This is a genomic window from Spirulina subsalsa FACHB-351 (assembly GCF_026130165.1).
Lineage (GTDB): Bacteria > Cyanobacteriota > Cyanobacteriia > Cyanobacteriales > Spirulinaceae > Spirulina_A > Spirulina_A subsalsa_A.
Map to the genome: position 1 here is coordinate 1 of NZ_JAIHOM010000043.1, position 20,850 is coordinate 20,850.

Genomic DNA, 20,850 nt, shown 5'->3' on the forward strand with positions numbered 1-20,850 from the left:
GCTCCCCCGCTCCCCTGCTCCCCTGCTCCCTAATCGACGAGATAGTGCTTCAGGGCAAAGCGTACTAATTCAGCCCGGTTGTTGGTGTCGGTTTTCCGTAACAAACTACTGACGTATTTTTCAATGGTGCGGGGACTCAAGTGTAGTTGGTTGCCAATTTCTGGGTTGGAGAGTCCGGTGGTGAGGAGTTCTAGGACTTCTTGCTCTCGCTTGGTGAGAGTGGGGGTTTGACGTTCTGGGGAGGGGGGACTTTCTACAACGGAGACGGAAACCCCCTCTCCGGTGCTGTCGGGGCCTGAAAAGCGCAGTTCGGATTGCACGATTTGCGATCGCTCTAATAAACTGCGAATCACCGCGCCTAATTCTTCCATTTCAAAGGGTTTAGGTAAGTACAGATCACAGCCCACTTGATAGCCGCGAATTCGTTCCTCTGTACTATTGCGCTCGGTGAGAAAAATCACGGGGAGTAAGCGAAATTCAGGACGGTGGCGTACTTGTTTCACTAACTCATAGCCATCTTTCCGAGGCATTTTGATATCTGCCACCATTAAATGGGGATGATAGGTTTCTAGCAATAACAAGGCCTCGTGACCATCCTCAGCCGTGATGACGGAATATCCTGACAATTCCAGATAATCACTAATTGCTAGACGGATGCCGGGGTTGTCATCTGCAACCAAGATTAATAAAGGCATAGCAGAGGGAGTACAGGCGAGTCTTAGGTGTTCATGCTCAGAGCCGATCGGGAAATCAGGGAGTCACTGATTCCCCGATCTGATGTTCTGAGAAAACTATTGAATACAAACTCCCATTACAACCGCGCAACAGTTAAGGTGGTGGGTTGACCTAAGTCCCCTTTGAGGACAATTTCCCGTTGATTGCTGTGTAAATGGCGGACAATCTTATAAATCGTTTCGATTTGTTCGGGAACCCCCATCTGCTGGGCAAGATCGGTTAGGGAGATGGGTTGGGGACTTTGTTGGACAACTTGCACCATTTGGCGCTGTAACGCTAAGACAGAAGCGGCGGCTTTTTTCCCGGCTTCTACACCGGGCTGATGGTAAGCATTGACGTTCACTAAATAGCCATATAAGCCAACGGCTCGGTCATAGAGGGCAATGAGTGCGCCGACAGTGCGGGGGTTGACTTCTGGGAGGGAAAGGGTGATTGACTCTCGTTTGTTCTCGTAGAGGGCTTGACGAGTGCCTTGGAGTAATCCCGAGAGATAATCCCCACTGGTGATTCCGGCCTCAACTTCGATGGATTCCCCTTGACGATCGTTTAACACTTCAATGAAGGTGATAAAGAAGTTGGGGACTCCTTCTCGTAGTTGTTGGACGTAGGCGTGTTGGTCGGTGGATCCTTTGTTGCCGTAAACGGCAATCCCTTGATGAACAATATGACCTTCTAGGTCTTTTTCTTTACCCAAGGATTCCATGACCAATTGCTGAAGATAGCGGCTAAACAGTAACAAACTATCTTTGTAGGGCAGGATAACCATATCTTTTGCCCCTTTGCCGTTCCCGGCATAGTACCAAGCGAAGGCGAGGAGGGCGGCGGGATTGGTGGCGAGGTCGGGGCGACGGGTGGCGATATCCATGAGTTTGGCGCCTTCGAGGATGGCATGGATATCAATGCCTTGGAGGGCGGCCGGGACTAGACCGACGGCGGACATTTCGGAGGTGCGACCTCCTACCCAGTCGTGCATGGGGAAGGTGGTGATCCACTGTTCGCTGTGGGCTATTTTTTCAAGCTGGCTATCATGTCCGGTAATGGCTACGGCATAGTCTCCGAATTTTAGGCCGCGTTTTTGGTAGGCGGCCTGGGCTTCAATCATACCGTTGCGGGTTTCGGGGGTGCCGCCGGATTTGGAAATGACGAGGACAAGGGTGCGGTCGAGGCGATCGCCAATTCGCCCTAAAGTGCGGTCAATCCCGGCGGGGTCGGTGTTATCAATGAAGTGAATGGCGAGGGGAGCGTTTTGGGGGGCGAGGGCATCGGCGATAAATTGGGGACCGAGGGCTGAACCTCCAATGCCAATCACGAGCAAATCGGTGAAGCGTTCCGCGTGAGGAGGGTGGATGCTTCCTGAGTGAATTTGTTGGGTGAAGGTATCAATCTGGGCGAGGGTTTCGACGATTTCCTGTTTTAAGTCGGGACTGGGGGCGAGGTCAGGGTTACGCAGCCAGTAGTGACCGACCTGGCGGTTTTCGTCGGGATTGGCGATCGCACCCGCTTCCAAGTCTGCCATCTGTTGAAACGCCCGCTCAAATTTGGGCAACATGGCCTTGAGAAAAAAATCATCAAACCCAATGCGGCTGATGTCTAAGTAAAACCCTAAATTTTCGTCGTAATAGAGCCAATCCTGATAACGTTGCCAGAGATCCGTAGAATTCATAGTTTTATGTCCAACTTCGCTTCCTTTCGTCAGTTTAAGCTACGTTTTCTCCAATCAACCCTTACCGTTTACGAAGACGTTTACGAAGAAATGACGGGAGCGCTAAAGCCCCTGTTTTCCGGCAGGGGAGGAAACCTAACTCGGCTTTCCTGGTAGCCTTGATGCTCTCTCCTGTATTGTACAACGCCGATGTTCTTTGATTAGTCCCCAAAGCACCAACTAATAAACAGGGCAACCAGAATCAATAAGACCCAGCCTCCCACTTGGGGAATGAGGAGTTTAAGCAGGGCTAGGGGGGCGATCGCCATGATTTGCGACACTAGCCAATTCGCCACCACTAAAACGGCAAGCATGAAGATGAGGGGCATAGTCTTTTCCTCGGAAGTCACCTGTTCCACCTTAGCGAACATTTCACCCCCCCCATTTCTGTTTAATCCCGACAAAAAAAGTCGGGTATGTTTGACGGGGAAAATAACCTGTGTTACTATCAATCGAAATTGACGAGATTGATTAGAGAGAGGCCGATTATTATGACTCAGGCGATCGCAACCCAAGACCCCATCATCACTTCTGATTCCGCCACCTTCACCAAACTGGTATCCAAAGAAGGCGGCACAGAATACGATTTGCTACCGATCAACATCTGCGAAGAAACCTTTGCCCCCTTAGAAGTCGCTTACGACTACGACAAAATCCGCCATCAAGTGAGCCGGGAAACCATCGCCGCCGGTCCGAACTCCATCTGGCGCTATCGTCCTTTTCTGCCCGTGGCCACCGACAACGTGATTGATGTCGGCACAGGCATGACTCCCCTCGTCAAATCCACCCGTTTAGCCCGTCGCCTCGGTCTTAAGAACCTCTACATTAAGAACGACGCGGTGAATATGCCCACCCTGAGTTTTAAAGATCGAGTCGTTTCCGTCGCCCTCTCCCGCGCTAGAGAATTTGGGTTCTCCACCGTCTCCTGTGCTAGTACCGGAAACCTCGCCAACTCCACAGCCGCGATCGCCGCCCACGCGGGTCTAGAATGTTGTGTCTTCATCCCCTCGGATCTCGAAGCCGGAAAAGTCCTCGGCACCCTAATTTATAACCCCACCGTTATGGCCGTGAAAGGCAATTATGACCAAGTGAATCGCCTTTGTTCCGAAGTCGCCAACACCTACGGCTGGGGCTTTGTGAACATCAACCTCCGCCCCTACTACTCCGAAGGCTCCAAAACCCTCGGCTTTGAAGTGGCCGAACAACTAGGCTGGAAACTCCCCGATCACATCGTCGCCCCCATCGCCTCCGGTTCCCTCTTCACCAAAATCTACAAAGGCTTCCAAGAATTCGTCAAAGTGGGCTTAGTGCAAGATAAACCCGTGCGTTGTAGTGGCGCCCAAGCCGAAGGCTGTTCCCCCGTTGCCCAAGCCTTCAAAGACGGACGGGATTTTATCGCCCCCGTCAAACCCAACACCATCGCCAAATCCATCGCCATCGGCAACCCAGCCGACGGGGTATATGCCCTTGAACTCGCCCACAAAACAGGCGGGAACATAGAATCCGCCACCGATGCGGAAATCATCGAAGGGATTAAACTCTTAGCGGAAACCGAGGGCATTTTCACCGAAACCGCCGGGGGAACCACCATTGCGGTGCTGAAAAAACTGGTGGAAGCGGGCAAAATTGACCCCGATGAAACCACCGTTGTTTACATCACAGGCAACGGCTTAAAGACTCAAGAAGCCGTGCAAGGTTACATCAGCGAACCCCTCACCATTGAGGCGAAACTGGACAGTTTTGAGCGGGCTTGGGAACGCGCCCAAACCCTTGAGCGCTTAGATTGGCAACAGGTGTTAGTGTAAGACAACATCAGGAATCCCCCGTGGGGTGCTTTTTCAGCCACCCCCACTTAGGTTTTAGTGATGTGTTTCACCCAAAATCTTGGACTGGGAATAGTTGACTACTCCCTGCTCTAAAGAGACGGGGCTACCAAGCTCCCGAGTTTTTTTCGTGTTAATGTAAAATGTTGGGTTGCACTGCGTTTCACCCAACCTACAATTCTCTTAATTAACAAGAACGATGGCCGTAAAAGTATTAGTTCCAACTACCCTGCAAAAATTCACCAACAATCAAGCCGTTATTGAAGCCACAGCCAGTAACATCACAGAACTGATTGAGGCACTCGAACAAGACTCCCCCGGCATTAAGGGCCGCATTTGTGATGAAAGCGGGAAAATTCGCCGCTTCCTCAACTTCTACGTGAATAGTGAAGATATTCGCTTTTTAGAAAATATGGACACTCCTCTGAGTGATGGAGATGAAGTCAGTATCGTGCCTGCGGTGGCAGGAGGTTAGCTAACCGTTGAGAAGTCCCGCGCTCTCCCGATAGGGGAGCGTCGGGAGGATGTCACATTTTATCCGGGGGGTGGGTTCTCGCTCACCCCCTGATCTTTTAAAATGGGTATCAGTTCAAGCAAACTTACCCCCGGAATAGGAATTATGGCAGAAGAGCAAGAAAAGGCAGCCGCGAAGAAACCCCCAAAGAAAGAAAAACCCCCCGCCGTTGAAGATAAGCCTTTTGGGGAGTTTATGGAACAACATTTTACCCCTGCGTTACAAGCGGCTTTTGCCAAACAAGGGATTGAAAATGTCGAACTGGCTTTTGAGAATAAGCCTCTCCCCAAAAGCTTTGGTGTTCAGGAGTCTTGCTGGCAGGTTGAGGGAAAATGGCAAAAAGGCGATCGCCAGTTTAACCTATACTATTTTGATGAAAGTATCACCGGAGCTAAGGGTTTTTCGTCCAGCACCTATGGCAAACCCCCCAGCACCCTAGAATCCTTTATGATTGATGAACGGAAAGTTACCTTAGATTTGATGGTGTTGTACACACTCCAACGCCTCAATGGAGAAAAGTGGCTAGGACGGAATTAAGGTAAACTGGGCTAGTTGGGTGTAGGTTGGGTGGAGCAAGCGCAAAACCCAACACCCCTTTTAACAGCTTAAGCCTAGGTGCATGGTGTCAAGTCCTAGATATAGCGTTCAATAAAATGGAAATATGTATATCGAAAATATTTCACTATCGAATTATCGAGGCTTTGCAGAACTATCTTTAGATATACCTCAAGATTTATGTGTTTTGATTGGGGTTAATGGTTCAGGAAAATCTACAATTTTAGAGGCAATTAGTATTTTATTGGAGCTATTTACCGCCACATTAACGAAAGAAACCATTCAGCAGAAACTGTCATTTGATGATATTTCATTTGGTCAAAAAGCAACCAATTTAGCCATTACAAGTGTGATTGATTATAAAGATAATAAATCAAAAAAAAAAGTGGCATCTTTCAGTTAGTTCCAAAATAGAACAGGACATCCTTTCTAATACCCCAGAGCTTAGGGAATTATTTAATCCATCTAAGTTAGCTTATCCTCCGATTATTTTATACTACAAATCAAGCCGAAATTCTGTATCATCTCAACGAAATAAACCAGAAGTTGAACATTGTCCATTTCCATCTAATCCTAATTTTCCACTTAAGCCTAATCTATTCCCTAAAAGTAGTTTTGACATTTGGTTAAGTCAAGTATATCAAAATAACTTGATGCCAAGTCTTTTTATTTATGAAGATTTTGCCCACTGGTTTAAGGCACAAGAAGATTATGAAAATGAGCAGAAAGTACGAAACGATAAAAATTACATCAATCGCTCTTTAATGTTTGTTCGCCAAGCTTTGGAAATGTTTTTAAGGGGTTTATCTGGCACTCATTTTTCCGGTTTGCGTGTTGTCCGTTCTCAAAGCATAGAAGAAATTGGCTTTACAGAACCTGTGATTGCTCATTCCCTCGTGATTACTAAAAATGGGATTGATTTGAAAGTTGAACAGCTTTCTGATGGTGAAAGAATGTGTCTGGTGATGGTGGGAGATATTGCCAGACGTTTAGTAATTGCGAATCGTGATTTTGAGGGAAATCCTCTGGAAGGCAAGGGAGTTATTCTGATTGATGAAATTGAATCCCATTTACATCCCCAATGGCAACGGGAAATTATCCCCAGTTTACAAAAAACTTTCCCCAATTGCCAGTTTATTGTTACCACCCACTCGCCTCAAGTTTTAAGCAAAGTCAAGAAAGAAAATATTCGTATCTTAGAAGATGGCACTGTTTGTCCGGCGGATAGTTTTACTTATGGCAGAGATAGCAATTCCATTTTGTCAGAATTAATGAATGTTACAGAGCGACCTTTTGAAATCAAAGAAGAATTAAATCAATGTTTTAATTTAATTGACGAAATGAACCTAGATGAGGCAAAATCAAAGCTTAAAGAACTGGCGCAACGTTTAGGAGAGAAGGATTCAGAAATTGTGCGTGCTTATACGCTGATGGACTTTTTGGAAAGGATTCAGGACTGAAGAATGAAGCAAATTCATAAACAAAGTGAACCTAAATCATTAACAGAGTATCGTAAAAAAATCAATGCAACCTATGACGATTATCCCCATAAAGATGATTTACGACTCAGATAGGTTCGCTATATACTATGGCGTGTTTAGATGAGGGCTTTATCGGTTTTCTATAGGCGTGATTTGTTGGGTTGCGCTGGCGCTTCACCCAACCTACGGATGGCGAAACAATTATCAATTATTTTGTTGGGTTGCGCGATCGCTTCACCCAACCTACGGATGGCGAAACAATTATCAATTATTTTGTTGGGTTGCGCTGGCACTTCACCCAACCTACGGATGATATTTTGAGCGGCAAGATTGAAAGGTTTCCTAGAGTTGGGGAGTGAGTGAACTTGGATTGAGGGAGAATTCCTCGCGCTCTGGAGCGGACGATTCCCTTAAACTGGTGCTAGAATCGAAAAGCCAACAGGCTTACAAGTCCCGAGGGGACAGAGTTTAAGGTTCTGGTCTTGAGGGTGCTTGTTTGGGGTTGGCTGGGTCGTTTTGGAGTAATTGGGATGAAGCAAGGTTTGATGAAACGGCAAAGGTTTTGGCCTCTCATGTGTTCGGCGCTGTTAAGTGCGAGTCTGACGGTGGGAGTGGCAACGGTGGCACAAGCACAGTCGGCAAACTCCGCCCCGGGTGAGTTAACGAGTTGGTTGGAGTCTCTGGAAACGGCAGCGAATCAGCAAGATTTGGAGAGGGTTGAGAATTTTTACAGTGCGGATTTTGCTACGTCGGATAATGTGGGACGTGAGGCGTTTTTCCAAGGACTAAACCACTTGTGGGAACGGTTTGCTCAGGTGAACTATACTACGCGGCTGGAGTCTTGGCGGCAAGAGGGGGATCTGTGGGTGGTGGAGACGGTGACGGAAATCACGGGAACTCAACCTTTGGCGAGTCGTTCGGTGAAAATGGCCTCAACGGTGCGATCGCTCCAATATGTCCGCAATCAGCAAATTGTCCGCCAAGATATTCTCTCAGAACGCACGGAAATGTTAGTGGGTGATAATCCCCCGCAAGTGGATGTCCGCTTACCGGAACGGGTGAAACCGGGGGAACGGTTTAATTTTGATGTGATTGTGCAGGAACCTCTGGGGGGTGAACTCCTGTTAGGGGGTGCGATGAATGAGAAGGTGATGGGCGATCGCTATTTAAATCCCGGAGATTTTGATCTAGAACTGTTACAAGCGGGAGGGCTGTTTAAGGTGGGACGCGCTCCCCAACAAACGGAACCCCATTGGTTATCGGCGATTCTCATTCGTAATGATGGCATGACCATTATCACCCAACGTTTACGGGTCGAAAATTAGGATTAGGGGGGTGTAGGGGGTCAATTATTAATTGTTCCCGGATGTATTACTTCCTGCTTAAACTCCCCCCTTTCATCTAAAACCCAACTGGTGAGTTCTGCGGTTTTTCCCTGTTGCACCGAGAGGATGAGGTAGGAATAATCACTCCAAGCGATCGCCTGATCAAAGGCAGAAGGGCGAGCGGGGGCGTTGGGGTGGGAATGATAGAAGCCAACAATGATTAAATGGCGATCGCGGGCGGTTTTTTGAATGCGGAATAAATCCTCTGGGGCAATACTGAAGTTATGCTCTGGGGTGGCATCTCGTTCTGGCATTCCCGCCACATCTCCCAAGGCTTGAGCAATTTCTGCATTCCACTGATTTTCTGTGGGAAACACCGTAATCACCTGTTTAACTCTGAGGGAGTCCCCCCCATCTCCCCCGGGGAGTGCCGGAAGAAACTGACCCACTAACACCCCACAACACTCTTGAGGATAGGTTTGTTCGGCGTGGTGGTAGAGGATTTGCTGATGTTCGGGAGAAAGTGCGATCGCCATATCCCACAATCCAAAAAAAAAGAACTATGCTTGATTGTATAGCTTCTAAAAATCAACGATGCGCAAACTTCATGCCCTCACCCTAGGAACCCTGCTCCTGCTTAGTATTGCCTACAGCGCCACATCCCAAACCAAAACCCCCAGTTTGAATCACCCTCTCTCTCCCTCCATGACCACCGCCCAAAGTCCCTCCTTTCCCCTTGATGGTACCCCCGTTTATGTGGAAAAAAACGGTCAATGGCGAGAAGCCCGTTTAACTCAATGGTATTGGCATAGCCAAACGGGAGAGCAGTACAACGTCTTTTATCTTGACGATCAAAGTACAGAAACCGGAGTCCCCCCCAGTCGAATTCGTAGCCTAGAACAAGCTCAAAACAGTGGCATCACGACCAATGTTTATGATCTGGACAGTCGAGCAGGTATTGAGCAAATGCTCAACGCCCATAATCAATGGCGGAGTCAGGTGGGAGTTCCTCCTCTCCGTTGGTCTGCTCAACTATCCCGCTATGCCCAAGAATGGGCTGATCATCTCTTAGCAACGAACCAATTTGAACACCGTTCTGATTCCCTCTATGGTGAAAACCTAGCCATGTCATCTGGTCAACAAATGAGTCCTCAGCGCGTGGTGGATCTGTGGGGAGAAGAGATTAAGGATTACAACTATCAACAAAATAGTTGCACTCCTGGGGAAATGTGCGGTCACTACACCCAGATTGTCTGGAAAACTACGACTGAGGTCGGTTGTGCCGTCGCCCGTCAAGGTCGCCGTGAGGTCTGGGTTTGTAATTACAATCCCCCGGGGAATTATGTGGGACAAAGACCCTATTAGATCCACATGTGAAGGGGTTTCTGATGCCTAGAATTTAGGCGTTTGCAGTGGGACTTATTCCCGCTTTAACATCGCTACTAGGGTTCGGTGTGCGTCTTCTGAATCGGTTAGTGTGTGATCAAAGGGAATGCGTAAGGGAATAATTTCACCCTCAATGGAGGCGTTTAAATTCATTCCCTCCGCATCAATGGAGAGCATTTCTGCGGTTTCGGTGTTGGGTGCATTGCCAAAGGTTTGAGCATAAAAGCGCACTGCATCTGCATGATCTTTGTTCATGTGTTTACAAATGCGATCGCTTACTGCCGGAGTTAATGGATCAGCCATAATTCTTGTCGTCTTGCTTTAGTCTGCCAGAACTCATTTTATCTCAAGTCCGGTTACACACTTGTCATTGCGACCGCAGCAAGCAATCGCTAAGACTAGCGAGATAGCAGAGATTGCTTCACTCCACTGCGTGACCTTCGCAATGACTTAATATGTTGATTAAGCGGATTTGATATTAGCACAAAACCCCAAAGATCAGGGATGGGGAGACTCAGAAGCATGAGATTCGGGGGATTCCACAGGTTAACCGACTCTCCCGTTAAGCTAGGCTGTCACGGGAGATTCTTAAGTTCACACCTAAGAGGTTTTGCTGCACAGATTCTTGAGTAGGCATTACTGCCCTCGTCAGACTACCCCCCTTAACGGCCTTTTAAGGCCTTTTGAAAGTTTTGCCGATAGGAACGATTCACAGGTAATAACACCGGCCACAATAAGGATAACCCTAAACGATTCACAAGGCCCGGTTGAAAGTTTGTCCGCTTATACCCTTGCCAAAACTTCCAAACTCCCACACCATAGGCAACTAAAAGAATAATTCCAATAATCTGCATAACTGACTAATCCTCCCCGCGTGAAGGGTTAAGTTTTGTAACAACTGTCAACAGTCTTCTTGTCCCAGTTTAACGCAATTTTCCTGACTCCCTAGATAGGCAGTTCAGCAATTTGATCTAAATCCACAAACAGGGATTCTCTGGGGGAGTTCCCCGGAACAGAATCGCCATTTCTTTGACAACGATGGGCAAAAATACAACGGGGACAGATCCCTTTTTCTTCCGCCACTTGGGGGAAAGGAAGATTGTGTCTTTCGTAGTTTTCTAAATCCTGTTTTAGCTGATTTAATAAAGTCTTTAAATGGTGTCGAGTGGCCTCATGTTCCTTGACATTATAGGCAATTCGTGCTGATTGAATGGGGGTTTTGTGGGTGGTTTCAGAGGCTGTTCTAGACTGAACAAACCAGTAGGTCATGGATAATTGTTCGGGTTGATAATGGGAGGTTTCCGCAAGAACAAATAAATATAGTTTAGTTTGCCATTCTTGAGCGAGAAGCTTGTGTTTTTTCGGTTTAGGATAAGTTTTCCAGTCGAATATTTCCCCCTGATTGGGTTGGGTAATTAATAAATCGTACACCACGGTTAATAAAAAATCTTCAAATTGTAACGTTCTGGCGTGTTCTGCTTCTTGCCAGCGTTCGGGATGGTCTAACAAGCGCTCATGGGTTGCGTTTAAGAGGGAGATAACTGAGATCCCCATCTCTTGTTCTTGTTCTAATAAGGGGGAAAGGGGTAATCCTAACTCCTGTTGCTGCATTAACAAGTGAAAATGTTTCCCCCACTCAGCTTTTTCTTGTAAGTCTGGGGAAACGGGGGAGAGAAATTGTTCTAAAACACTATGTTGAAATTGACGGGGACAGGTTTCTAATTTAGTGAGATGGCTTTGATTGAGTCTTAACATAAGTTTTGAAACTCTCTGTTTTGAAAGTCTACCCAATCTACTAATTAGGGCTTGCTGAATAACTCGGGGAGCAGGGGAGCAGGGGAGCAGGGGAGCAGGGGAGAAATTCCCTATCACCTATTCCCTATTCCCCATTACCTATTATCGCGCCGCTCATAGGCCACCTGAATCGGACGCTTCTCATCCTCCGCCATCACAGACTGATATTCCGCCGTGGGGATGTTCTTGCGCGTTGCATCTTCGTGCTTGAGAGTGTCTACCTGCGTCGGTTGCTTTGGCTTGGATTTACGGGGCATTACTTTCTTCTCCAAAAATGTTCTTTAGAAGTGCTTCATAGGTATTTGCGGTGGAATGAAGCCAGTCCGTGAGACGTTCCCATTGACTCTGATCGTGATATTGACATTTCAACGTTTTGACGAAGTAATGATGTCCGCGATTAGAGCTTCCGGGTGAAACTCCTGTTTCCGCCTGTAAGCGATCGCAATACGGCATGAGCCGCGCATACACTTCAGCACCTTCAATACCGCGTAGCCCACGGATGAAAACACCGACCTCCTCCCGAGCCAGATAAACAGTGACGACCAAGCCGATGTCATCAAACACACGCCAACGGGAGCTAGCCGCATTTGCATCCCCCCAAGCCTGTTCAGTGGGAAATCGGTTGACGTAGTACGTCCAAAATTCTTGGCGAAATTGCCCAATCTTCGAGATGTTGCGGGTTTCTTGGGCGATCGCGTGCAGCTTGCGTTCCCAGTGATTCGGGCGAGTGATGACCTCAAACACCGGAGCAATAGGCGAATCCCCAATCCGCACCGCCTTGACCTTGACCGCAAAGAAGGCGAAAGATTCCCCCGTGTTCTCATTCAGCCAGTTCAGGGCGGAGATGTGCGGCTCTCGAAAGTCAGCCGCAATCCAGACAATGGTGTGAGCCTCTAACCCTGCCAAATAGGTCATGATTTGGCCCAGGTGAAGATGGTCTGAGCCTTCAAGCTGATTCTCAATCAAAACCAGCGTGTCATCCTGGGGATTGCGGGCCAAGATATCAGCGGAAAACTCTGCGACCGGCACTTCTTGCCCTTCTAACTCCAGAGGAATGCCAATCTGCTTGGCGAGTTCATGGAGATGTTCGGCCAGCCACGGTGTAAAGCTGTGGGCTTCGTGGTTCCAAGCGTCTCGAAGCTCGACTTCGACCAGAGAACCGAGGTTTGGAATAACCATTAGGAAACCTCCACGGATTGCTTCGATACTTGGGCCGATTGTGCGATCGCATCATTCACGACCTTGTTAAACTCCGACTCAATCTCAAACACCGAACGGAATTTAGCGAATGCCCACCGTCCGTAAATCTTGAGATTATTCACCCCTGGAATCCAGTAGTTTCGCATCGTGTTCGCCTTGTCCTTGGCATCTTCGCCGCGATAGCCCTTAATCTCCACAATCAAGTTGAGGAGGTCATCTATACCACGATCCTCATCAATCCGCACAATGAAGTCTGGGATGTATAGCGCTGCGCGCTTTTGTAGTTACAGTACTGAAAAGCCGCAGTCTTCACTGTACGCGATCGCCATAAGTCGTTTCCTGGGATTTTTGTCAACCCACCTCATTCTAACCTGTAATCACAGTAGCACGCAGCGCTGTACCTATTCCCTATTCCCTATTCCCTTGTTGAGTCTAGCGTTGGGCTTTTTCAGCAAGCCCTAATTAGGGTCTGTTAGACCGGACTATTTTTCTACTAACTTATCTAAACGTTCTCGCACAGCTAAACGACTAAGAGAACGTAAGAGAAGGAAAAAACAAAAACTGGCTAAACCGAATAAAACGATTGCCCAGTTGGGATAACTCCCCAATAATAACAAGGTACCGCAGAGCAGGCTAAACCCGGTCATACAGGCGTAAATCAGACACTTGATGGCCAGATAAACCCGTTTGAGGATGCGATCGCTCGTTTCCGTGCGTACCCTAAATTGTAACTCCCCCTGTTCGATGCGTGTTTCCAATTGTGCGATCGCCCGTTCTGCATCACTTGGCCGCGTTAAACGATAACGAATATAGGATTTTGTCTGTTGTGCTAACTGTTTAACTAAACTCCCTTTGCGCGCTGATTGAGTTAATTCCTTCAGAAAAGGGGTACTGGCGGCCAATAAATTATATTGAGGATTTAACGCCCGGGCAATCCCATCTAAAGTTGTGACAGACTTAATAATAAACATCATCTGAGCGGGCAACCGAAACGGTTGTTGCTCAAACATGATATACAGTTCACTTCCCATCTGCTCAAAGGCTTTTAAATCAATGGGTTTTTCCCGGAATTGATCCAACACAAAAGACACTAAGCGCTTGACCGGAGTCATATCCGGTTTTGGCTCCAATAACCCCATATAAACCAAACTACTCACCACCCCTTCCGTATCTTTTTTCATCACCGCAAAAAAGGTGTTAAGCATCTGATCCTGTGCCATTGATTTCACTTCCGCCATTGTGCCGAAGTCGTAAAAAATCAAGTGACCATCTTGGCTAACAGCCATATTGCCGGGGTGGGGATCAGACTGAAAGAACCCATCTTTTAATAATTGTTGTAAGTAACAGGTGATGCCCGCCTGAATTAATTGATCGGGGTTAATATCACAAGCCTCGATCGTTTGACGATCATCAATTTTAATCCCCGGTAAATATTCCAAGGTTAACACCCGTCTGGCCGTATAACGCCAATAGACTTTAGGCACTAAAATATGAGGCTGCTCGGCGAAATTTTCCCGAAACCGATCGGCGTTTTTACCTTCATGAATATAATCAATTTCTTGATACAGTAGCCCAAAAAACTCGTTATATAATGCTTCTAACTCATACTTACGCACGGCGGGAATATAACGGTTTAAAATGCGTACTAAACGATGAATAACTTCAAAATCGAGGTTAAATAACTCCTCTAATCCCGGCCGTTGTACCTTCACGACGACTAATTCCCCAGTGTGAAGGGTAGCACGGTGAACTTGACCTAAACTAGCGGCCGCTAAGGGGAAACGATCAAACTCCCGAAAGAGGGTATGAATGGATCCCCCCAATTCTGATTCAATGACGGCGATCGCCTCATTGGGATCAAACTCCGGCACCCGATCCTGTAACTCCCCTAGTGCCTCGGTATATTCCAAAGGAATTAAATCAGACCGAGTAGACAGCGCCTGACCAATTTTGATAAACGTCGGCCCCAAGCGTAACAACTGATTGACCAACTTTCGCCCCTGCTGCCGACGACATTCTGGGGTATTGCGTCCCAGAAAGTTATCCCACCACAAGCGAGTTAAAAAGCGGGCCGTCGCCCCAAAAACGTCCATTTGACGACGAAAGGGCGAATATTTGCGACGTTGCCAAGGTTGCAGGGAAGAGGATGCACTCATGGAGAAGGGAAAAACAAGGTAAGAGAAAAGCGGACGGAGGATGCACGGTCGAAACAAGGGGCTGCCTTGTCTCCTGTTGCTTCTCCCAACCCTCTAGATTAATGGCTTTCTGGGAATTGGGGAAGGGTTAGGGTAAAACAAGTTTCTCCCAATTCCCCATCTTGCCCGGAATGACTCTCCACTTCAATGGTTCCGTGTAAATGTTCGACTAAGCTTTTGACTAAAGCTAATCCTAATCCAGTCCCCCGGACAGCATTATCTGTCATGCCTTGACCTCGGGTAAATTTTTCAAAAATATGAGGTTGGTCTTCCGGTGCGATCGCCTCCCCAAAATTGGTCACGCGGATGGTAATGCGATCGCCCGTGGCCGCTACTTCCTGACAAACCTCAATTTTTACCGTCGTCCCTTGCTGGGAATATTTCCCCGCATTCGTCAGCAACTCCCCTAAAATACGCTGCAAACTCTCCAAATCTGAATACAACAAAATGGGATGATTCCCTGACTCATCCACCGCTGGAATAGTAGTATAAAGAATTTCCGTTTTTAACCCTTTGCTCGCCCAAGTTTCTTTAAACTCTTCATTTAACGGGTTTAAAATATCCCTTAAATAGAGCCGTTGTAACCGAATTTCCTGTTGATGGGATTCCAGCCTTTGCAACGCCAATAAATCTTGAATTAAATTATGTTCTCGTTGCCATTCTTGATCTAAAACATTCAAATATTTTTCCTGAAGTGGAATTGGTAAATCGGCCTGACGCAACATCTGAATCGCCACCTTCATAATGGTTAAAGGCGTTCTCAGTTCATGGCTCACCGCATCTAAGAACGTATCTTTCAGTTCAATTAACTCCCGCAATTGTGCCAACTGTTGGCGGGTTTTTTCGTAGAGTTTCGCTTGTACATCTAAACTCCGTTCTAATTGTTCGGTCCGATCTTTCACCAACAACTGCACTTTCTGCAATGTAATATTGTGCAGCATCGCCGTACTGAGTTGAGTTGTCACCCAACTGGCTAACTCCAATTCATGGGGCTGCCAAACTCGTTTTTGGGTCGATTGAAACACCAAAAACCCTAAAATGAGGGCGGACGATTTTCCCCGATGATTGACCCCCACTAAAGGAATGACTAACCAAGAACAAACTTGATCGACCGGGAAAAGAATTTGATCAATTTCCGTGTTGGGCGAGGTTAAAGTAGGGGAAGTTTCTGTCACCCGATGCACTTGGGGAAAATCTTTCCACGCTTCACCACAAAAAGGCGAATCTGTCAACCAAAAACTATCCGGTAATTCTAGAGGGGGGAGGCGATCATTATGCCATTGTCCCAACAACGTCGCCCGGGCATCTGAGGGTAATTTTTGGTTACTGCGGGTTTTGTAGAGGGGATTATTCGCCTTGAGCATGAGGGCAAAACTGCGGTCAATGTCTAGAGTTTGGGCTAATTCCGCTAAGGCGGTGGTGACAGCATCTTCCCAGTCTGAAGTGCGGTGTAGGGCGTGGGCTAGCGGATTTAGCAAACTCTGATATTGTTCCCCGATTTTAACCTGTTGTTGGAGTTGGAGTTGAGAAAAGGCGATCGCCACTCCTTGCGCGATCGCCTGTTGATCCTGTCCAGTCAGTAAGGGATGCAACGGTAGATTCAAATACCCTAAAATCACCAATCCCCCTTGAGGGGTATGGAGGCGAAAACAGCGTTGAAACGGACTAATCCCTGTAATCCAATGGTGAGACTCCCCCCCCTCCGTCAAATCCCGTTCCAATGCGGCCACAGAGAGCAAGGAAGCTAACAGCGATTCTGCTCCCCCCTCATCCACCGACCAAAATCCTTGCCAAGAGGATACCCTGTGGTCTGTCTCGGACACAATTAAACAACTATCCGCTTGACCATAATCAGCCACTCGTTGGGCAATTTTATTCAATTTCGCATCTGCCCCCAAGTCTTGCAGCAATACTTGAATAATCATCTGACTAAAACTCTGACTCGGAGGGGGAGGAGGTGGATTGTGAGGAAGATTCATCTCACGGTTAGGGTGAGTCTGGGATGGGATAACACAGAGATTGGTAGACAGTTTTATAGAGGCAACCATAGGATTTTCAATTGATTATCTAGCCCTTGCTTATAGGACTTAGCATCCAATAGTTGACCGATTTAGTCGGTGATATTCACCCTCAACAGAATGTGATCTAATCACATCCCACTGTTCCCCATTTCCCCATGTTATGGGAGAAGATGGATTTTCGGCACGGATAACCAATGCTCAAACCAGAGCAACTCGTACCCTAAAAATAAATTGGCCAGAGAGCGGGAATCCGAAAACCCGGTAATATTGAACCTTATGCCTCGTTTCCCTTTCTTCTCTAGCTTACTCCTTTTTCCTCACTTGTTATACAGAGAACCGGAAACACTTCATAGGCAAGAGACAACGGTTTGAGATACAATACCCTCACTGTTCAACTCCCCCACAATCATGGACAATCCGTTAGCCCTCCCCAGTCTTGTCACTGTTTTAGCCCTGATTCTCTACTTCGTTGTCACTTTGAACGTGGGGCGCGCCCGCTTCAAATATGAGGTCAAAGCCCCCGCCATGTCAGGGGATCCAAACTTTGAACGAGTCTTGCGAGTTCAGCAAAACACCCTAGAACAACTTGTTCTTTTTCTGCCCGGTTTGTGGTTATTTTGCCTTTACGTCAGCCCCATCTGGGGCGCAGGTTTGGGTATCCTCTGGATTGTGGGACGGGCGTTATACGCTTGGGGTTACTACCAAGCGGCCGAAAAACGCGGCCCCGGCTTCGGAATTAGCTCCCTCAGTGGCTTAGTGCTATTAATTGGTGCGTTGGTGGGGATTGTTCTAGCTCTGTTGCAGTGAGTGCGTCACTCTCCGGGAACAATCGCGGGCGGAGAAGTCGTCAGATGGGACGAACATTTGTTATAGTCGGATCGATTCACGTTACAAACTTTAATTTTTCGTAACGAAACCGCTCAATTGTTAGATCACTCAGTCCCTATGTTCAAACTTATGTTATTTGCCAAACGTTCTAAACGCCGATTTTTACCCGCCCTCGCGGCGGCGGGTTGCTTGTTGGGGGCCTTGCCGGGGGCAACGGTTGCCCAAACCAACCCCGGTTTAACGATTTTTAGTGGTGTTGAAAATCAAAGAGATATTTTAAATTACCGTCTGGATTTTGGCGGCACTCGGAATCAGCGCGATCGCTACCGTCTGCGCATCCCCGCCAACCGAGTCGAGTTAGGGGTGGCTCAAATTGCGATCGCCTATCCCGACTACTTCACCGGACGCTTCGACACAGGTCGCATTGAAGTCGCCTACGGGACTAACTATTCTCGCTCGGCCAACATTTCCGAGGTGGTTTGGGATCAAGATAATCGCGTCTTACAAATTTATCTAGCTGAACCCATCCAATCGCAAAACGCCATTGAAATCCGCCTCTCCAACGTGAGAAATCCCTTCTTTGGAGGAACATTCTACTTCCACGGTCGCGTTTTAAGCCCCGGAGATGTTCCCCTCCCCCGTTATGTCGGGACTTGGATTCTCAGCATCGAGTAACTCCCCTTGGAACAACAGTCAAGACCCCCCACCTCCTAAGCAGATGGGGGGTCTTGATGGCAAAAGCGAACTTAAGCCTTGATTTTCTGTAATTCTGGGCGTTCCTCGGGTAGAATTGCCCCCTCAACGGGACAAACTTGTAAACAAATCCCACAATCAATACAAGTCTCAAAATCAATCCAATACCAATCCGTTCCTTTCATGTTCTTACCCGGCCCCGGATGAATACAGGCCACGGGGCAAGCACTTACACAATCAGCAATTCCTTCGCAAACTTCAGTAACAATGGTATGAGGCATAATTCAGTATTCAGCATTTTCTAACACTTCAATTTCAGGTTTACCGTCCGCTTGAATCCAAGCTAAACGGTTAATATTACACAGTCTGGCATATTGACGAATTTCATCGGGCGAACGTCCTCCCAACTCCAATTCAACCCGCACTAAATGTTCCGAGTGACGCAAAGTTTGAGCATAGTCAAAGGCGGCTTTTTCCGCTTGGTCATCACGGGGAATCACGAGCCAGTCGGTTTTAGGGGCGCTGCGGGGCAGTTGTTCAGAATCCAATAAACAACTATAAACCTCCTCTAAATTAAGGGCAAAACCGATGCCCGGAGCGCTTTCTCCTTGGGGATGGTATAGCCCTAAAAGTTGGTCATACCGTCCCCCTTTACCCAAAACCCGAGACTGTTGATTTTGAACACAAACCACTTCAAAGACAACACCTGTGTAGTAATCAATCGTCTGGATTAAGCTTAAATCTAAAATGAGGGAAAGGCGGGTGCTGGCACTTTCTTCTACTCGCTCAATGAGATTTTTCAAGTTATGAACAACTTGTTGACCTTGTTGATCAAGGTTTAAATGGCTTACTTTTTGCAAGACAGTCCGAGGCTCGCCCCGCAGGTCAAATAATAATAACGCCAGTTGTTCTAACTCCGTGGATAAACCTAAACGAGTCAGACCAACACGATCCAGATGGGCAATGCAAGCCCGCACCTGGCCTTGATCTGAGGGGGGAAAGAGATTGAGGAGCGATCGCGTTAAACTCGCCTCCCCTAAAATCACAGAACAGCCCTCCAGCCCCAAACTCCCCAAACAGTCCGCCAACAAGAGCAAAATTTCACGATCGGCCCGAGTTCCCCCCGCCCGCAGTAACTCCACCCCCGTCTGGAAAAACTCCACCTGTCGCCCGTGATTCCCCCCCGGCGTGCGGCGGAATACATTAGCGTTGTAATACAACCGTTGGGGAAACACATCTCCCGCCATCCGTGTGGCAGCCGCCCGGGCAATAGAAGCCGTCAACTCCGGACGAAGCCCCAAGCGTCCCCCAGAGGTATTTTCCACCTGAATCACCGTCGAGGGGTGAATAGCCCCCCCAGCCGTCAAAGCCTCTACCCACTCTAAAGTCGAGGTAATAATCCGTTGATAGCCCCACTGGTGAAAAACCCCCTGAATCCGATCGGCAATCCAACGTTTTTGAGCCACTTCCAAGGGCAATAAATCCCGGGTTCCCGCCGGAGGTTGATGAATCCTCATAAAATTTCTCTAGTGCTTTAAGCGTTATTTTTTCTTACCGCCAAACAACCCACCAAACATTCCACCGCCTCCAGATTTGGGCTTATTGCCTTTACTGTCACTACTGGATGAACTCGAACTCGATGATGACTGAGCAGGAGTAATTTTCTGTCCCAGTTGAGCCAGTGCTTTTTGACCTTTTTGGGCAATGGGATCATTCGGATTGGATTGTAGGGCCTTGGCGATATGAACTTTCGCCATACTCACTTGATTTTGTTTCAAATAAGCCCAACCCATTAAACCATGACAACTACTACTATTCGGATCTAATTTCAAACCATCCCGCAGTTCCAAAATCGCTTTAGAATAATTGTTTTTGGCAATATATTCCTGAGCGCGACGGACACAACCATCCACGGGAGAGGTTTTGCGGTCGGGGGCTGGGGGTGGGGCGCTGCGGGTAGCGGCCGGGGCTGGTTTTCCCCCAGTCGTAGGTGTGGAACCACCACTCGGAGCCGAGGCCGAAGCTTCTCGGACTCCTTGGCCCTGTTTCCGCAGGAGATACACTAAATTAACTTCGCTCAATTGCCCCACAATCTCAGCAATTTTGCCCACTTCATCATATTGTTTCGCAGCTAAGGCCTGAACAATTGTTTGATAAGCCGCATCAATATTACTACTGGCTTGTAAAAGTTTCTGGGCTACTTCACTGTCTACGTTAATTTTCCCCCCTTCACTGGCTAACCGTTTTCCGGTTTGGGATAACACTAACTGATACTCATTGCGTCCTTTCCCTTTCAACATTTCATAGGCCGGATTCACCCATTTAGACAGGATTTCACTGGCAAGTTGACGTTCCTGATCATTGGCCACTTTGGAGGTGTCAGGATGAAGACTCTGGGCAATTTTCAGGTAACGTTTGCGGATGGCTTTACTCTCCACGGTAACGGGCAAACCAAGAATAGCGTAGTGGTCAGTAATATCTAACTTGAAGAGTCCACGTTGAATATTAAACGGCATAGTTTTTGCGGGTGAGGACTGGATTTCTTATAGTATGTCTCAAATTCTGGGGATTTTGTTAACGCGGGGGAGCGTTTTTCTA

Annotated in this window: 23 protein-coding genes and 1 pseudogene; 9 read left to right on the forward strand and 15 right to left on the reverse strand. The window is 47.7% G+C overall.

Features of this window, described 5'->3' with window-relative positions; all coding sequences use genetic code 11:
• Positions 1-29: 29 nt before the first annotated feature.
• From K4A83_RS10415 to K4A83_RS10425, 3 genes are all read right to left on the reverse strand, one after another.
• Positions 30-695 carry a response regulator transcription factor gene (locus K4A83_RS10415; protein ID WP_265264460.1) on the reverse strand — a complete coding sequence of 222 codons (666 nt, stop codon included), beginning with the start codon at positions 693-695 and terminating at the stop codon, positions 30-32.
• Between the two features lie 116 nt (positions 696-811).
• Positions 812-2,398 carry a glucose-6-phosphate isomerase gene (locus K4A83_RS10420; protein ID WP_265264461.1) on the reverse strand — a complete coding sequence of 529 codons (1,587 nt, stop codon included), beginning with the start codon at positions 2,396-2,398 and terminating at the stop codon, positions 812-814.
• A 200-nt stretch (positions 2,399-2,598) separates the two neighbouring features.
• On the reverse strand, positions 2,599-2,808 hold the full coding sequence (locus K4A83_RS10425) for a hypothetical protein (RefSeq protein WP_265264462.1): 210 nt from the start codon (positions 2,806-2,808) through the stop codon (positions 2,599-2,601).
• A gap of 120 nt (positions 2,809-2,928) precedes the next feature.
• Here K4A83_RS10425 and thrC point away from each other — a divergent pair, with 120 nt between their 5' ends.
• The 6 genes from thrC to K4A83_RS10455 all read left to right on the forward strand — a co-directional run bounded on the left by thrC (position 2,929) and on the right by K4A83_RS10455 (position 8,135).
• Entirely contained in the window at positions 2,929-4,242 is a 1,314-nt protein-coding gene (thrC, locus tag K4A83_RS10430) for a threonine synthase (RefSeq protein ID WP_265264463.1), read from the forward strand.
• 217 nt (positions 4,243-4,459) lie between these two features.
• The gene (locus K4A83_RS10435; RefSeq protein ID WP_265264464.1) at positions 4,460-4,735 is read left to right on the forward strand and encodes a MoaD/ThiS family protein; all 276 of its coding nucleotides are present in this window, start codon (positions 4,460-4,462) and stop codon (positions 4,733-4,735) included.
• 144 nt (positions 4,736-4,879) lie between these two features.
• Entirely contained in the window at positions 4,880-5,311 is a 432-nt protein-coding gene (locus K4A83_RS10440; protein WP_265264466.1) for a DUF2996 domain-containing protein, read from the forward strand.
• 124 nt (positions 5,312-5,435) lie between these two features.
• The gene (locus tag K4A83_RS10445) at positions 5,436-5,732 is read left to right on the forward strand and encodes an AAA family ATPase (RefSeq protein ID WP_265264467.1); all 297 of its coding nucleotides are present in this window, start codon (positions 5,436-5,438) and stop codon (positions 5,730-5,732) included.
• The gene (locus tag K4A83_RS10450) at positions 5,683-6,789 is read left to right on the forward strand and encodes an AAA family ATPase (RefSeq protein WP_265264468.1); all 1,107 of its coding nucleotides are present in this window, start codon (positions 5,683-5,685) and stop codon (positions 6,787-6,789) included. Before K4A83_RS10445 ends, K4A83_RS10450 begins: the two co-directional genes overlap by 50 nt.
• 551 nt (positions 6,790-7,340) lie before the next feature.
• Complete coding sequence (locus K4A83_RS10455) at positions 7,341-8,135, forward strand: nuclear transport factor 2 family protein (protein WP_265264469.1); 795 nt, start codon at positions 7,341-7,343, stop codon at positions 8,133-8,135.
• 20 nt (positions 8,136-8,155) lie between these two features.
• On the opposite strand, the gene K4A83_RS10460 is transcribed toward K4A83_RS10455, so the two are convergent.
• Positions 8,156-8,671, reverse strand: a complete 516-nt coding sequence (locus K4A83_RS10460) for a M67 family metallopeptidase (protein ID WP_265264470.1) — start codon at positions 8,669-8,671, stop codon at positions 8,156-8,158.
• A gap of 58 nt (positions 8,672-8,729) precedes the next feature.
• Here K4A83_RS10460 and K4A83_RS10465 point away from each other — a divergent pair, with 58 nt between their 5' ends.
• A complete protein-coding gene (locus K4A83_RS10465; RefSeq protein WP_265264471.1) occupies positions 8,730-9,500 on the forward strand; it encodes a pathogenesis-related family 1 protein in 771 nt (256 codons plus the stop codon).
• Between the two features lie 54 nt (positions 9,501-9,554).
• Here the strand turns inward: K4A83_RS10465 and K4A83_RS10470 are convergent, their stop codons facing one another.
• From K4A83_RS10470 to K4A83_RS10505, 8 genes and pseudogenes are all read right to left on the reverse strand, one after another.
• Positions 9,555-9,824, reverse strand: coding sequence for a DUF2470 domain-containing protein (locus K4A83_RS10470; protein WP_265264472.1), 270 nt, complete (start codon positions 9,822-9,824; stop codon positions 9,555-9,557).
• 359 nt (positions 9,825-10,183) lie between these two features.
• The gene (locus K4A83_RS10475; protein ID WP_265264473.1) at positions 10,184-10,375 is read right to left on the reverse strand and encodes a hypothetical protein; all 192 of its coding nucleotides are present in this window, start codon (positions 10,373-10,375) and stop codon (positions 10,184-10,186) included.
• A 91-nt stretch (positions 10,376-10,466) separates the two neighbouring features.
• Positions 10,467-11,276, reverse strand: coding sequence for a PD-(D/E)XK nuclease family protein (locus tag K4A83_RS10480; RefSeq protein ID WP_265264474.1), 810 nt, complete (start codon positions 11,274-11,276; stop codon positions 10,467-10,469).
• Between the two features lie 134 nt (positions 11,277-11,410).
• On the reverse strand, positions 11,411-11,572 hold the full coding sequence (locus tag K4A83_RS10485) for a hypothetical protein (RefSeq protein WP_265264475.1): 162 nt from the start codon (positions 11,570-11,572) through the stop codon (positions 11,411-11,413).
• Positions 11,562-12,494, reverse strand: a complete 933-nt coding sequence (locus tag K4A83_RS10490) for a hypothetical protein (protein WP_265264477.1) — start codon at positions 12,492-12,494, stop codon at positions 11,562-11,564. The genes K4A83_RS10485 and K4A83_RS10490 overlap by 11 nt, the downstream gene beginning before the upstream one ends.
• A pseudogene (locus K4A83_RS10495) lies at positions 12,494-12,778 on the reverse strand (hypothetical protein); the annotation flags it as partial. The pseudogene K4A83_RS10495 and the gene K4A83_RS10490, both read right to left, overlap by 1 nt.
• Positions 12,779-12,997: 219 nt before the next feature.
• Positions 12,998-14,671, reverse strand: a complete 1,674-nt coding sequence (locus K4A83_RS10500) for an ABC1 kinase family protein (RefSeq protein WP_265264480.1) — start codon at positions 14,669-14,671, stop codon at positions 12,998-13,000.
• A gap of 98 nt (positions 14,672-14,769) precedes the next feature.
• On the reverse strand, positions 14,770-16,689 hold the full coding sequence (locus K4A83_RS10505; RefSeq protein WP_265264481.1) for a GAF domain-containing sensor histidine kinase: 1,920 nt from the start codon (positions 16,687-16,689) through the stop codon (positions 14,770-14,772).
• Between the two features lie 450 nt (positions 16,690-17,139).
• Between K4A83_RS10505 and K4A83_RS10510 the strand changes: the two genes are divergently transcribed.
• The gene (locus K4A83_RS10510) at positions 17,140-17,538 is read left to right on the forward strand and encodes an MAPEG family protein (RefSeq protein WP_265264482.1); all 399 of its coding nucleotides are present in this window, start codon (positions 17,140-17,142) and stop codon (positions 17,536-17,538) included.
• Between the two features lie 138 nt (positions 17,539-17,676).
• Entirely contained in the window at positions 17,677-18,234 is a 558-nt protein-coding gene (locus tag K4A83_RS10515) for a DUF2808 domain-containing protein (protein ID WP_265264484.1), read from the forward strand.
• 71 nt (positions 18,235-18,305) lie between these two features.
• On the opposite strand, the gene K4A83_RS10520 is transcribed toward K4A83_RS10515, so the two are convergent.
• Genes K4A83_RS10520 through K4A83_RS10530 form a run of 3 tightly spaced genes read right to left on the reverse strand, consistent with a single transcriptional unit; the run spans position 18,306 to position 20,768 of the window.
• Entirely contained in the window at positions 18,306-18,533 is a 228-nt protein-coding gene (locus tag K4A83_RS10520; RefSeq protein WP_265264485.1) for an indolepyruvate ferredoxin oxidoreductase subunit alpha, read from the reverse strand.
• 3 nt (positions 18,534-18,536) lie between these two features.
• On the reverse strand, positions 18,537-19,769 hold the full coding sequence (locus K4A83_RS10525; protein ID WP_265264486.1) for an ATP phosphoribosyltransferase regulatory subunit: 1,233 nt from the start codon (positions 19,767-19,769) through the stop codon (positions 18,537-18,539).
• Positions 19,770-19,793: 24 nt separating this feature from the next.
• Positions 19,794-20,768 carry a J domain-containing protein gene (locus tag K4A83_RS10530; protein ID WP_265264487.1) on the reverse strand — a complete coding sequence of 325 codons (975 nt, stop codon included), beginning with the start codon at positions 20,766-20,768 and terminating at the stop codon, positions 19,794-19,796.
• Between the last annotated feature and the right edge of the window lie 82 nt (positions 20,769-20,850).

Excerpts from the sequence above, each read along its gene's own strand:
- K4A83_RS10415 (WP_265264460.1), bottom strand. The coding sequence starts at position 695 with ATGCCTTTATTAATCTTGGTTGCAGATGACAACCCCGGCATCCGTCTA.
- K4A83_RS10420 (WP_265264461.1), bottom strand. The coding sequence starts at position 2,398 with ATGAATTCTACGGATCTCTGGCAACGTTATCAGGATTGGCTCTATTAC.
- K4A83_RS10425 (WP_265264462.1), bottom strand. The coding sequence starts at position 2,808 with ATGTTCGCTAAGGTGGAACAGGTGACTTCCGAGGAAAAGACTATGCCC.
- thrC (WP_265264463.1), top strand. The coding sequence starts at position 2,929 with ATGACTCAGGCGATCGCAACCCAAGACCCCATCATCACTTCTGATTCC.
- K4A83_RS10435 (WP_265264464.1), top strand. The coding sequence starts at position 4,460 with ATGGCCGTAAAAGTATTAGTTCCAACTACCCTGCAAAAATTCACCAAC.
- K4A83_RS10440 (WP_265264466.1), top strand. The coding sequence starts at position 4,880 with ATGGCAGAAGAGCAAGAAAAGGCAGCCGCGAAGAAACCCCCAAAGAAA.
- K4A83_RS10445 (WP_265264467.1), top strand. The coding sequence starts at position 5,436 with ATGTATATCGAAAATATTTCACTATCGAATTATCGAGGCTTTGCAGAA.
- K4A83_RS10455 (WP_265264469.1), top strand. The coding sequence starts at position 7,341 with ATGAAGCAAGGTTTGATGAAACGGCAAAGGTTTTGGCCTCTCATGTGT.
- K4A83_RS10460 (WP_265264470.1), bottom strand. The coding sequence starts at position 8,671 with ATGGCGATCGCACTTTCTCCCGAACATCAGCAAATCCTCTACCACCAC.
- K4A83_RS10465 (WP_265264471.1), top strand. The coding sequence starts at position 8,730 with ATGCGCAAACTTCATGCCCTCACCCTAGGAACCCTGCTCCTGCTTAGT.
- K4A83_RS10470 (WP_265264472.1), bottom strand. The coding sequence starts at position 9,824 with ATGGCTGATCCATTAACTCCGGCAGTAAGCGATCGCATTTGTAAACAC.
- K4A83_RS10475 (WP_265264473.1), bottom strand. The coding sequence starts at position 10,375 with ATGCAGATTATTGGAATTATTCTTTTAGTTGCCTATGGTGTGGGAGTT.
- K4A83_RS10480 (WP_265264474.1), bottom strand. The coding sequence starts at position 11,276 with ATGTTAAGACTCAATCAAAGCCATCTCACTAAATTAGAAACCTGTCCC.
- K4A83_RS10485 (WP_265264475.1), bottom strand. The coding sequence starts at position 11,572 with ATGCCCCGTAAATCCAAGCCAAAGCAACCGACGCAGGTAGACACTCTC.
- K4A83_RS10490 (WP_265264477.1), bottom strand. The coding sequence starts at position 12,494 with ATGGTTATTCCAAACCTCGGTTCTCTGGTCGAAGTCGAGCTTCGAGAC.
- K4A83_RS10500 (WP_265264480.1), bottom strand. The coding sequence starts at position 14,671 with ATGAGTGCATCCTCTTCCCTGCAACCTTGGCAACGTCGCAAATATTCG.
- K4A83_RS10505 (WP_265264481.1), bottom strand. The coding sequence starts at position 16,689 with ATGAATCTTCCTCACAATCCACCTCCTCCCCCTCCGAGTCAGAGTTTT.
- K4A83_RS10510 (WP_265264482.1), top strand. The coding sequence starts at position 17,140 with ATGGACAATCCGTTAGCCCTCCCCAGTCTTGTCACTGTTTTAGCCCTG.
- K4A83_RS10515 (WP_265264484.1), top strand. The coding sequence starts at position 17,677 with ATGTTCAAACTTATGTTATTTGCCAAACGTTCTAAACGCCGATTTTTA.
- K4A83_RS10520 (WP_265264485.1), bottom strand. The coding sequence starts at position 18,533 with ATGCCTCATACCATTGTTACTGAAGTTTGCGAAGGAATTGCTGATTGT.
- K4A83_RS10525 (WP_265264486.1), bottom strand. The coding sequence starts at position 19,769 with ATGAGGATTCATCAACCTCCGGCGGGAACCCGGGATTTATTGCCCTTG.
- K4A83_RS10530 (WP_265264487.1), bottom strand. The coding sequence starts at position 20,768 with ATGCCGTTTAATATTCAACGTGGACTCTTCAAGTTAGATATTACTGAC.